11 protein-coding genes are annotated in these 8,230 nt (G+C 68.4%); 2 read left to right on the top strand and 9 right to left on the bottom strand.

The genetic code is table 11. The features are described 5' to 3' along the window. Positions 1-722: nucleoside transporter C-terminal domain-containing protein (locus JWQ05_RS15850; RefSeq protein WP_299660212.1), on the top strand; the 722-nt coding region annotated here is incomplete at its 5' end. Between the two features lie 33 nt (positions 723-755). Here JWQ05_RS15850 and minE read toward each other — a convergent pair. From minE to JWQ05_RS15815, 7 genes are all read right to left on the bottom strand, one after another. Continuing rightward, positions 756-1,085 (bottom strand): cell division topological specificity factor MinE, encoded by a 330-nt coding sequence (gene minE, locus JWQ05_RS15845; RefSeq protein WP_299660209.1) that lies wholly within the window; start codon positions 1,083-1,085, stop codon positions 756-758. Beyond that, complete coding sequence (gene minD / locus JWQ05_RS15840; protein ID WP_299660206.1) at positions 1,082-1,897, bottom strand: septum site-determining protein MinD; 816 nt, start codon at positions 1,895-1,897, stop codon at positions 1,082-1,084. The genes minE and minD overlap by 4 nt, the downstream gene beginning before the upstream one ends. Positions 1,898-1,911: 14 nt before the next feature. After that, positions 1,912-2,619 (bottom strand): septum site-determining protein MinC, encoded by a 708-nt coding sequence (gene minC / locus JWQ05_RS15835; RefSeq protein ID WP_299660203.1) that lies wholly within the window; start codon positions 2,617-2,619, stop codon positions 1,912-1,914. A gap of 272 nt (positions 2,620-2,891) precedes the next feature. Beyond that, the gene (locus JWQ05_RS15830) at positions 2,892-3,176 is read right to left on the bottom strand and encodes a hypothetical protein (RefSeq protein ID WP_299660200.1); all 285 of its coding nucleotides are present in this window, start codon (positions 3,174-3,176) and stop codon (positions 2,892-2,894) included. Positions 3,177-3,287: 111 nt separating this feature from the next. Further along, positions 3,288-3,536: a hypothetical protein gene (locus JWQ05_RS15825; protein ID WP_299660197.1), complete on the bottom strand. Its 249-nt coding sequence runs from the start codon at positions 3,534-3,536 to the stop codon at positions 3,288-3,290. A 181-nt stretch (positions 3,537-3,717) separates the two neighbouring features. After that, positions 3,718-5,919 (bottom strand): ATP-dependent RecD-like DNA helicase, encoded by a 2,202-nt coding sequence (locus JWQ05_RS15820; RefSeq protein WP_299660194.1) that lies wholly within the window; start codon positions 5,917-5,919, stop codon positions 3,718-3,720. A gap of 24 nt (positions 5,920-5,943) precedes the next feature. Beyond that, positions 5,944-6,621 carry a trna delta -isopentenylpyrophosphate transferase gene (locus tag JWQ05_RS15815; RefSeq protein WP_299660191.1) on the bottom strand — a complete coding sequence of 226 codons (678 nt, stop codon included), beginning with the start codon at positions 6,619-6,621 and terminating at the stop codon, positions 5,944-5,946. A 182-nt stretch (positions 6,622-6,803) separates the two neighbouring features. On the opposite strand from JWQ05_RS15815, the gene JWQ05_RS15810 reads away from it, so the two are divergent. Continuing rightward, the gene (locus JWQ05_RS15810) at positions 6,804-7,139 is read left to right on the top strand and encodes a hypothetical protein (protein ID WP_299660188.1); all 336 of its coding nucleotides are present in this window, start codon (positions 6,804-6,806) and stop codon (positions 7,137-7,139) included. A 66-nt stretch (positions 7,140-7,205) separates the two neighbouring features. Here the strand turns inward: JWQ05_RS15810 and JWQ05_RS15805 are convergent, their stop codons facing one another. Together JWQ05_RS15805 and JWQ05_RS15800 are read right to left on the bottom strand one after the other, a co-directional pair. Further along, a complete protein-coding gene (locus tag JWQ05_RS15805) occupies positions 7,206-7,499 on the bottom strand; it encodes a hypothetical protein (RefSeq protein ID WP_299660185.1) in 294 nt (97 codons plus the stop codon). Positions 7,500-7,915: 416 nt separating this feature from the next. After that, positions 7,916-8,230 (bottom strand): TRAP transporter large permease subunit (locus JWQ05_RS15800; protein WP_299660183.1); only part of this gene is annotated, 315 nt, incomplete at its 5' end.

The raw sequence follows: 8,230 nt of genomic DNA, 5'->3' as shown, positions 1-8,230 counted from the left end.
CCGTGATGTCGAGCGGGGCCGCCTCCACGGCGGGCACGATCCTCGCCGGCTACGCGGCGCTCGGCGTGCCCATGGAGTACCTGCTGGCGGCCAGCGTCATGGCGATCCCGGGCGGGCTCCTCTACGCAAAGATCCTGGTGCCGACGACGGAGCCCACGCGGGTGACGACCACGCGGGTCACCTTCGGTGAGACGCGGGCGGTCAACGTCATTGAGGCTGCGGCGGACGGCACCCAGAAGGGATTGGCTGTGGCGGTCTCGGTGGGGGCGATGCTGATCGCGTTCACGGGGCTCATCGCCCTGCTGAACGGGCTGATGGGCTGGGCCGGCGGTCTGGCCGGGTATCTGGGGCTCAGCCTGGAAGGCGTGCTCGGCTCAGCGTTCGCGCCGCTCGCCTGGCTGATGGGCGTGCCCTGGGACCAGGCCGGCCTCGTGGGCGGGGCGCTGGGGCAGAAGATCGCCTTCAACGAGTTCCTGGCCTATGCGCAGCTCTCGCCGGTCCTCAAGGCGGGGAGCCTCGATCCGCGCACGGCCGCGATCCTGTGCTTCGCGCTCTGCGGTTTCGCCAACCTGACCTCGGTGGCGATCCAGCTCGCGAGCTTGGGCAGCCTCGCGCCGGAGCGCCGGGCGGAGATCGCCCGTTTCGGCCTCCGCGCGATCCTGGCCGGCACCCTGTCCAACCTGACGAGCGCGACGCTCGCCGGGTTGTTCATAGGGGCCTGACGGCTGAGCCGGCCGGGACGCAGGTGGAGGATCTCATGCGGCGGCGAGCTTCGCCGTCTTGGTCTTGGTGTCGCCGGCCTTTGCGTCGCCGGCCCTGGCCCCTCCGACCTTGTTGGCCAGCGTGAGCGGGAGTTCGATGTCGATGTCGAGGGTCGACATGTCCTGGCCGCGGTCGAGGCGGATCTGGACCTTGTCGCGCTCGACCTCGACATGCTTGGCGATGACCGCGAGGATCTCCTCGCGCAGCACCATCACGAGGTCGGAGCCGCCGACCCCCGCCCGTTCATGGGCGAGGATGAGTTGCAGGCGGTCGCGGGCGACCGGCGCCGATCCACGCCGGTTGAACATGTTGAGGAGGCTCATGCTGCCCTCCGGGTGAAGAGTTTGTCGAGGAAGGATTTCTTGTCGGTGGGCACCGACATCGGGACCGCTTCGCCGGTGAGGCGGCGCACGGCGTCGGTGTAGGCACGCGCCGGGGCGCAGAGCGGGTTGTTCAGGGTCACCGGGCAGCCGACGTTGGAGGCCCGCAGGACTTCCGTGCTCTCCGGAATGATGGCGAGGAGCGGGATCGAGAGGATCTCGAGGACGTCCTCGATCTTCAGCATGTCGCCGCGCTCGGCCCGGGCAGGGTCGTAGCGGGTGAGGATGAGGTGCTTCTCCATCGTCTCGCCGCGCTCGGCCTTGAGGGTCTTGGAGTCGAGGAGCCCGATGATCCGGTCGGAATCGCGCACCGAGGAGACCTCGGGGTTCGTCACGACCACGGCAACGTCCGCGTGGCGCATGGCCAGCGTCGCGCCGCGCTCGATGCCGGCCGGCGAGTCACAGATCACCCAGTCGAACTTGTCGCGAAGCTCTTCCATGACGCGGGCGACGCCCTCGTCGGTGAGCGCGTCCTTGTCGCGGGTCTGCGAGGCGGGCAGCAGGTGGAGCTTGTCCAGCCGCTTGTCGCGGATGAGCGCCTGGTTGAGCTTGGCGTCGCCGTTGACCACGTTGATGAGGTCGTAGACGACCCGGCGCTCGGCGCCCATCACGAGGTCGAGGTTGCGCAGGCCGACGTCGAAATCGACCACCGCCACGCTCTTGCCGGCCTGCGCCAGCGCCGCACCAAGGGCCGCCGTCGTCGTCGTCTTGCCGACGCCGCCCTTGCCTGATGTCACGACCAGAATCTTGGCCATACGAGCTGTCTCCCTCAATCCAAGGATGCGAATTTGATGGCGCCGCCATCGAGCCAGATCTGCACGGCCTTGCCGCGCAGGTGATTGCCCATCTCCTCGGCCGTGCGGACGAGGCGGTCGATGCCGAGAAGTTCGGGCTCGAACTTGCGGCAGCAGATGCGGGCGCGTGGGTTGCGGGCGGCGCCGGCGATGGCCCGGCCGCGCAGCGCGCCGTAGACGTGGATGGAGCCGCCGGCGAGGATTTCCGCGCCGGAGGAGACCGACCCCATCACGGTAACGTCGCCGGTGGGGTGGACGATGGACTGGCCCGAGCGGACCGAGCCCTCGATGGTGAGCGAGGTGGTGGCCGGCTCCGGGGGCGCCACAGGCACCTCCGGCTCCGGCTGGGCCGGGATCTCGATCGTGCTCGACGGCCGCCCCTGGACGAGGAGCGGCGGGCGCCCCGGTCCGAGGAGGGAGACCGTCGTGCCCTCGATGCCGAGGACGCGGATCTGCCGGCTGCCGAGTTCGGCCAGCAGGCCGTCGAGGTCCGACGCGGCGGGCTCCAGCGCCGCCACGTCGAGGATCAGGGCGCGCCCGTCGAACAGGGTCGGCGAGCGCTTCAACGCCTCGTCCAGATCGGCGAACCAATCGGGAAGCGGGAGTTCCGGAGCCAGCACCAGGGACTTGAAGGCGCGGCCGCGAAGCTGAACGGGTCTGCGGGGAGGGCTTAAGTCGGTCACGGGCTCTCGCGATTCCTTACCAGACCATTGACGCGCGGTATGGTTACCGCTTCGTTAACAACCCGTGCTCAAAGGATTAAAGGCGCCGATTTTCCTGCGATCCGGTGATCCTGGCGTCCTGGGACGCGCTATTGCCCTGCCGGACTGTCGAGGATGGGTGTCGAAGCCTCGACGTCGGCCGGATGCCGCAGACGATTACAGATCCGCCTGACCGCGGCACGTCGCCCTGGCGATGCCGTTCGATGCGCTTGGTTCCGACGAAGGCGTGCCGTTCAGGCCGCCATCGCCAGCGTGTGTGCCGTCTGCGACTCGGTCCGGATGCCCAGAAAGGCCCGGACCGCATCGAGCGACTCGAAGGGCATGAATTCCGGGCGCAAGGGCGCCGGTAATCCTGCGAAGGTCAGGCTCCGGAAGGTATCGGGGTGTGGGTAGAGTTGGTAGCAGCCCCCGGCCTCGAGGGGCGGGAACAGGATGGCGACCTTCCGGCTCCCGAGCCGGACCAGGCTCGTGCTGCTGTAGGACAGGGTCTCGATGGCGTAGGCGGGACGCTTCGACATGCCTTGAAGGTTCCTCAGGTGTCAGGGTTCGCAAGGCTTCGCGACGCGCCCAGGCCATCGCCGGTCACCGCTCAAGGCGAGACGGCGCAGGGAGCGCATTGCGAGAGCCCCTCAGGCGGCCCGCGACCAGGCCGCGACATCGCGGAAGGCGAGGATCAGCACGCGGCGCCCGCCTCCGTCGTGGACGTCGACGATCCAATCCGACCAGTCGAGGGTCGCGCCCACACGCTCCATGGCGAAGCGCGCGGCGTCGGCGGCGTATGTGCGGATCTGGGCCCGGTCCGCGATCGCGATCCCGGTGGGATCGATGATGGCGACGTGCCCGTCGGTGCAGTGGAATCGATAGGTCTGGACAGCCATCTCCAGCACTCCTCGGCTTGAAGGGGGCGCACGCATCCGTACAACACCGATATATGTTCTTCCTTTGTTCTCCACAAGATTCTACGCCGGACCATTGTGCCGCAGGGCCGGGCGTTGCTGTCCGGAACCGTACGTCGCAGCTCGGCCGAGCTTGCGAATTCCTGTTCGGGGGCCCATCACATCATGCGGTTTCTGCGAGCCATTCCTGCAACTTCGTCCAGCGCCGTCGTTGCGACCCGCCCCGCACCGCCATGCGGATGGCTTGGCGCTGCCCGATCAGCACGACGAGTTGCCGGCCCCGGGTCACCCCCGTGTAGAGGAGGTTGCGCGCCAGCATGCTCGCATGCTGCGTCACCACCGGGATCACCACCGCCGGGTATTCCGAGCCCTGGCTCTTGTGAATGGTGGTGGCAAACGCCGGCACGAGGGTGTCGAGCTCGCCGTAAGGGTAGGCGACCTCGCGCCCCTCGAAGCTGACGATCACGGAATCCTCCTCGGCATCGATGCGCGCGACGAGGCCGAGATCGCCATTAAAGACCTCGCGGTCGTAATCGTTCCGGGTCTCCATCACACGGTCGCCCGGCGCGAAGCGCCAGCCGAACCGCTCGACCGCCTCCGCGGGGTTCGGGTTCAGCACCGCCTGGAGGGCGTGATTGAGGTTGCGGCTGCCCAACGTGCCTCGCAACATCGGCGTCAGAACCTGCACGTCGCGGATCGGATCGAGGCCGAAGCGGGCGGGGATGCGCCGTGTCACCACCTCGACGAGCCTGGCGAGCCCGATCTCCGGATCGTCGACTTCGATGACGTGGAAATCGGAGGGCTCCGCCCCGTCGGCCGGCTCTGGCATCAGCCCCCGGTTGATCCGGTGGGCGTTGACGACGATGCGGCTGGTGGCGGCCTGGCGGAATACCTCCGTGAGGCGCGCCACGGGTACGCGCTGCGAGGCGATGAGGTCGGCAAGAACCTGTCCGGGCCCTACGGAAGGAAGCTGGTCGACATCGCCAACGAAGAGCAGCGCGGCAGCGTCCGGCACGGCCTTCAGCAGCGCGTTCATCAGCGGCACGTCGATCATCGAGCACTCGTCGAGGACGAGGAGATCGCAGGCGAGGGGACGGTCGGCGTTGCGTGCAAAGCCCCCCTGCTTCGGATCGACCTCCAGGAGGCGGTGGATCGTCCGGGCCTCCAGACCCGTCTGCTCCGACATCCGCTTGGCCGCGCGGCCGGTGGGGGCGGCCAGCAGCACGCGCACGTTCTTCGCGGTGAGGATGCGCAGGAGCGAATCGAGGGTGCTGGTCTTGCCCACCCCCGGGCCGCCCGTAAGCACGCAGATCTTCGCGGCCAGGATGGCGGCGATCGCCGCCCCTTGCGTGGGCGACAGGGTCCTGCCCGTGCGCGCCTCCACCCAGGGCAGTGCCCGCGCGGCATCGATCGCCGGCCAGGGCGGCGCCCCGTAGGTACGGTTGATCAGGCGGTCGGCGATGGCCCGCTCCGCGCCGTGCAGGCCCTTCAGGAAGAGGCAGGTCTGGCCGTCGATGCTGTCCGCGACCACGTCCGCGCCGCGCAGTTCCAGCGCGATGGCCACGCGGATCAGGTCCGGGGCGACGTCGAGGAGTTTTTGGGCGAGGCCGACGAGACGCTCGGTGGGGAGCCCGCAATGGCCCTCGTCGGTGGCTTTCTGAAGCGCGAAGGTCACGCCGGCCCTCAGACGCTCCGGCGCCTCCCGGCCGAGCCCGAGCCGCAGCGCGATGGCGTCCGCCGTGCGAAAGCCGATGCCGCGGATGTCGCGCGCCAGACGATAGGGGTCTTGCCGCATCACCGTGATGGATTGGTGCCCGTAGGTACGGAAGATGCGCACCGCGCGCGCCGTGCCGACCCCGTGGGCGTGCAGGAAGATCATGATCTCCCGCACCGCCCTCTGCTCGGCCCAGCCGCGCACGATCCGCGCGGCGCGCTTGCGCCCGATGCCCTCGACCTCCGTGAGGCGGTCCGGCTCCGCCTCGATGATCGTGAAGGTGGCCTCCCCGAACAGCGCGACGATGCGTTTAGCCATGGCCGGGCCGATGCCCCGCATCTGCGCGGAGGCGAGATAGCGCTCGATGCCGGCGAGACCGGTCGGTGGCGTCAGCGCCAGCGTGTCGGCCCTGAACTGCAGGCCGTGCTGGCGATCGGTGAACCATTGCCCCGTCGCGACGATCCACTCGCCCGCCGCGATGGCGGGCGCATGCCCGACGACCGGCACGAGGTCGCGTTTGCACGAAGCATGGACCTTCAGCACGCAGAAGCCGGTCTCGGCATTGTGGAAGGTCACGCGCTCGATCGTTCCCGCGAGCCGGTTCTGCGGCTCATGGGGCTTGAGATCGCCGGGCCGGATCATTCGGTTCATGGGAACGGCCTCGACGCTTTCCGGTCAGGCGGCCCGGCGACCAGGCTTCTTCGGTGGCCAGCCCAACGCCACGAGGCGGGCCTTGGCATAGTCGCGCACCTCGTCGCGCGTGCCCGGCGGCATCTGGCCCAGGGTGCGCTGGGTCTCGGGCTCGAGCATGAGGTCGGTGACCGCGTCGATGCTGGTCCGTTCGTCGATGCGGCGCTTGAGATCGGCTTCCGCCTCCGTCACCGCGTCGAAGGGATCCGCGCCGTCGAAATCGTCTTCGACGGCCTGGACGGCGGCGGGGTGACCCTGCCGGAATTCGTCGGCCTCCTCCTCGGAATAGACGAGGCCGTGCAGTTCGAGGAGCTTGAGGATGACCCGGTCCTTCCCCCGCTTCTCGGCCATGGCGTAGACGTAGCCCGCCTGCTTGCCCGAGACGCGGTAGTTCACGTTGACCAGCGCCTCGCCGATCGACCACTCGACGCGCTCGGTTCCGGCTTTCGCGCCCGGCAGGCGGCCGGTGACAAGGATCACGGCCTCGTCGCGCTCCGCCCGCACCAGCGTCGGCGGGTCGAAGGCGATTCCCGCCTGCGCGGCGATCCGCTCCAGGGTCTTGTGATAGATCACGGCCGTGCCCTGCACGCGCCAGACATTGCCCCCGAAGGGCTCGCCGTAGCGCACGAGGATGTCCGCGATCTGCTTGTCGGCCGTTCTCATGATCCCCGTCCGCCTGACCGCCCGCGCTTCGCGAGCGCGGAAGTGTTCACCATATGTTCCAAAATGTGGTTCGGTCTGCCGCGGGACAAGGTGGTGCGTCAGACTGCATCCCGTTCTAAGACACGTTGCTCTCGCGCGTCCGATCCGACCGCACGTAAGCTCAAGTTCGATCAGGAGCCCCGATGACGTCGCTGATGTTCTCCGTTCGCAGCCCCGACGGCGCCGTTCTGCACCGGATGGAGGCCACGAAGACCGGGCGCGGCATCCGCTTTACCTGCACCTGCGCCGAAGGACTGGAAGGGATGCATTGCGAGCATCGCATCGCCCTGCTCCTCGGCGATGCCTCCCACTTGGTGGAGACCGACCACGACGCCGTGGCGACGCTCGCGGCGCTGGTCCAGGGCTCGCCCCTGCTGCAGGCCGTTCATCGCCTCGCCCACGCGGAAGCCGCGGAAGCGGAGGCGCGCCTCGACCTGGAGCGCGCCCGGCAGGTCATCGCGACGATTCTCGCAGGGTAGCTGGCTTCACAAGCAAAACGGCGGGGCTTTCGCCCCACCGCTCTGCATCACACCATCAACGATGACTTAGCGGGCGGTGCCGCCCGAGGTCCGGCCGAACTGCCAGACGGGGAAGCTGTTCTGCTCGGCATTGCCCTGCTGGGCCGACGTGTAGGCGCGGCCGTAACCGATGGAGCCTGTGGTCAGGTCGTCGTCGGCGCCGACGGCGTTGGCGGCACCCGCGCGGCCCTCGAGACCGCCGGGCGCGGTCGCGGCGGCGATGCCGGCGGGTGCGTTGTAGCTCTGCGCAAGAGCAGGAGACGCAATCGCGCTAGCACTCAAGACGATGGCAGCAACGGCAGAAGCAAGACGAGTGTTCATGACACAATCCAATCCAGTGTTCGCGGTCTCCGTCAAAGGGCGGCTGGCCGTGTGTTCTTGTGTGTCGATGATCTAGGCTCGGCCCGGCCGAATTTCCGTGCTGTTCCGCACGCCCTCATGTGGGCGCGTGCTCATTGGGAATGCCGTCGCGGACGGACACGCGCATCGCACGGCTTTCGCGGCGGCGAAAGCGGCCTGATCGGGATGTCGATACGGGCTGCCCGGCGTCAGTCGGTCGAAGTAAGCCGACCAGATTGCGGCAGGATTGTCCTCGTCTAGGCCTCAGGCCAGGGTCCGGATCGGATGCGGAGCCACCTCAGTGCCCCCGAGGAACGCGACCGGACAGCCGCGATTAGACCAGATATCGTCGCCCTCACTCCGGCCGCCGCGGGTAGCGGCCGGAGCGCGTCGGTCCATCAGCGCGTCGTGGGCAGGAGCCAGTTCGGCAGCCACATGGCGATGCCGGGCACGAGGCAGAGGATGAGGATCGCCACCGCCATCAGGATCACGAAGGGCAGCGTGCCCCAGATGATGTCCTTGAGCGGAATGTCGGGGGCGATGTTCTTGATGACAAAGATGTTGAGGCCCACCGGGGGGTGGATCAGGCCCATCTCCATGGTGATGGTCATCACCACGCCGAACCAGACGAGGTCGAACCCGGCGGTCTTGAGCGGCGGCAGGATGATCGGGGCCGTCATCAGGATGATCGACACCGGCGGCAGGAAGAAGCC

Source organism: Methylobacterium sp., from assembly GCF_028290105.1.
Classification (GTDB): Bacteria; Pseudomonadota; Alphaproteobacteria; order Rhizobiales; family Beijerinckiaceae; genus Methylobacterium.
Note: the sequence above shows the minus strand (reverse complement) of the source record. Positions and strands in the feature narration are given on the sequence as shown.

What these genes read in the sequence shown, in the direction of transcription:
- JWQ05_RS15830 (WP_299660200.1), bottom strand. Translation starts at nt 3,176, where the DNA reads ATGTCGAAGCGTCCCGCCTACGCCATCGAGACCCTGTCCTACAGCAGC.
- minE (WP_299660209.1), bottom strand. Translation starts at nt 1,085, where the DNA reads ATGAGCCTCCTCAACATGTTCAACCGGCGTGGATCGGCGCCGGTCGCC.
- JWQ05_RS15805 (WP_299660185.1), bottom strand. Translation starts at nt 7,499, where the DNA reads ATGAACACTCGTCTTGCTTCTGCCGTTGCTGCCATCGTCTTGAGTGCT.
- minD (WP_299660206.1), bottom strand. Translation starts at nt 1,897, where the DNA reads ATGGCCAAGATTCTGGTCGTGACATCAGGCAAGGGCGGCGTCGGCAAG.
- JWQ05_RS15820 (WP_299660194.1), bottom strand. Translation starts at nt 5,919, where the DNA reads ATGAACCGAATGATCCGGCCCGGCGATCTCAAGCCCCATGAGCCGCAG.
- JWQ05_RS15810 (WP_299660188.1), top strand. Translation starts at nt 6,804, where the DNA reads ATGACGTCGCTGATGTTCTCCGTTCGCAGCCCCGACGGCGCCGTTCTG.
- JWQ05_RS15815 (WP_299660191.1), bottom strand. Translation starts at nt 6,621, where the DNA reads ATGAGAACGGCCGACAAGCAGATCGCGGACATCCTCGTGCGCTACGGC.
- JWQ05_RS15825 (WP_299660197.1), bottom strand. Translation starts at nt 3,536, where the DNA reads ATGGCTGTCCAGACCTATCGATTCCACTGCACCGACGGGCACGTCGCC.